Source organism: Oleiphilus sp. HI0125 (assembly GCF_001635355.1).
The window spans coordinates 1-2,430 of record NZ_LWGF01000842.1; the positions used below are offsets into that span (position 1 = coordinate 1).

The 2,430-nt window shown below is 44.6% G+C and carries 3 protein-coding genes; all 3 read right to left on the minus strand.

The features are described from left to right. Positions 1-58 precede the first annotated feature (58 nt). On the minus strand, positions 59-1,144 hold the full coding sequence (locus A3762_RS13660) for a DegT/DnrJ/EryC1/StrS aminotransferase family protein (RefSeq protein WP_068756112.1): 1,086 nt from the start codon (positions 1,142-1,144) through the stop codon (positions 59-61). Between the two features lie 16 nt (positions 1,145-1,160). Next, complete coding sequence (gene rfbA, locus A3762_RS13665; RefSeq protein WP_068756115.1) at positions 1,161-2,039, minus strand: glucose-1-phosphate thymidylyltransferase RfbA; 879 nt, start codon at positions 2,037-2,039, stop codon at positions 1,161-1,163. Continuing rightward, the coding region (locus tag A3762_RS13670) for a GDP-mannose 4,6-dehydratase (protein WP_197469260.1) at positions 2,036-2,430 on the minus strand (395 nt) is incomplete at its 5' end. The genes A3762_RS13670 and rfbA, both read right to left, overlap by 4 nt.

Below are 2,430 nucleotides of genomic sequence, written 5' to 3' on the forward strand. Positions count from 1 at the left end.
TTCATCAATTGAAAGTAACCAATATAAGGGTAAAAATACGGCTGCATTATGGCCACTTTCATGAACCAACTACTCCAACAACTAACTTATAAACTTCTTTAACCTCAGCTGATTGAAGCTCTGGCCAGATCGGCAAACATACAATCCGCGAAGCAATATCGCTAGAAACACTAGCTTCACAACCATCCTCAAACATAACCAAACTGTTCAGCGATGGATAAAAATACCTCCGGGCTTGAACGCCGCTTTCTGCTAATTTAGCAACCACATCGATTACTACTTGTTCATCTTTTAACAATATCGGAAAGTACGCGTAATTATTGTTCGCTGCTGGATGGCGTTTTTGAAGTTGATATTTAGGCGCTAGCGCTTCTGCATACTGCTCCCAAATATCCTGCCGCTGAGTTTGAATCCGCTCAATATCATCCAACACTGCCAAACCAACTGCGGCATGAAACTCACTCATTTTGGCGTTGGTACCAAGCATGCCGATCGAATCGGGCCCATCAATACCGAAGTTAATTTTTGTACGGATTTTGTCAGCCAGCTCTTTTGTTTTGGTGATAACCGCACCACCCTCAACAGTATGAAAAAGCTTAGTCGCATGAAAACTTATGGTGCTTGCATCACCTTGTTTTAAAACCGATTCGCCATTGAGCGTTGCGCCAAAGCAATGAGAGGCATCGTACACGGTTTTGAGATTGTGCTTATCAGCAATCAACTGGATGGCCTCTACATCACAAGGGTTACCGAATACATGCACGGGTACAATAGCTGATGTATCTGGGGTAATACTTTGCTCCATAGGGTTTGGATCGATGTTCCAGGTATCTTTATCGATATCTACAAACACCGGATTTAAACCTTCCCATTTGAGGGTGCTTGCTGTTGCGATAAAGCTAAACGGCGTTGTTAAAACATCACCTTTTAGCTCTAATGCTTTGTAGGCTAGATGTAATGCGAGGGAGCCGTTTGCTACTAGCACCAGACAATTTGCATCAAGCCCTAAATGATCTGCCAAACGCTGAGTGAGCTTTTGAACAAGCGGGCCATTATTGGTCAACCAGTGTGTATGATAAATAGAGTCGATATAACTATCGACTTTTTCACGGCTAGGTAAATAAGGTTTTGCAACAGGGATCATTCTTTTGCTTTAAACCTCATGCTTCCGCTAATAGCTCTTTGAGGTAAGCGCTGTACTGCCCTTTACCCATCTGCTCTACTTTATTGACGATGGCTTGTGTAGTTAGCCAGCCGTTTTGCAGAGCGATTTCTTCCAGACAGGCAATTTTAAAGCCCTGACGTTTTTCAACTGTTTCAACAAATTGTGATGCTTCGAGCATACTTTCATGCGTACCAGTATCAAGCCAGGCAAAGCCACGACCAAGCGTTTCGACAAAGAGTTGACTCTGTTCAAGATAGGCATTGTTTACACAGGTAATTTCAAGCTCGCCACGCGAACTTGGCTCAACCGCTCTGGCAATGTTCACAACATTGCTATCGTAAAAATACAAACCGGTGACGGCGTGTTTTGATTTTGGCTTTGTAGGTTTCTCTTCAATGCTGATTGCGTTTTTATTTGCATCAAACTCAACTACACCAAAACGCTCTGGGTCTTTAACTTGATAACCAAACACGGTTGCGACGTTTTGTTGCTCGGCTCTTTTCACAGCGTCGATTAGTTTTGGTGTAAAGTTTGGACCATAAAACACGTTATCGCCCAAGACCAAGCATACAGAGTCTTGTCCGATAAATTCGTCCCCAATGAGAAAGGCCTGTGCAAGACCTTCTGGGTTTTCTTGTACTGCGTATTCAAGCGAAATGCCAAACTGCGAGCCGTCACCGAGTAAACGTTCGTACTGGGGCAAATCTTCAGGTGTGGAGATAATTAGAATCTCACGAATTCCGGCGAGCATAAGTACCGATAAGGGGTAATAGATCATCGGCTTGTCGTAGATCGGTAAGAGCTGTTTAGAAACACCCAAGGTGATTGGGTGAAGGCGCGTTCCTGTGCCGCCGGCCAATACAATACCCTTCATGCTTGCGTTCCTTGTTTTTCAAATTGAGATGTTTCACTACCTAAAGTCACACCAAGGCGCTCGCGTTGGTAAGAACGGTCCTGTACGTGTTTCACCCACTCATTGTTAGATAAATACCATTCCACGGTTTGGCGTAGCCCTATCTCGAAAGTTTGTTTGGGCTTCCAGCCAAGTTCGCATTCGATTTTACTTGCGTCGATTGCGTAACGGAGGTCGTGACCGGGGCGGTCTTGGACGTGAGTTATTAGGTCACGATATGACTTTTTATTACTCTCTAAGTTTGACATAGGTCCTGAATGGCCCAGGCCACCCTCTCTCGCTTCGCAATTCACCTTGTCAAGTTCAGGATGACGGGCAGATTCCGGCTCGTTGGCCGGAATGACTGATTTTG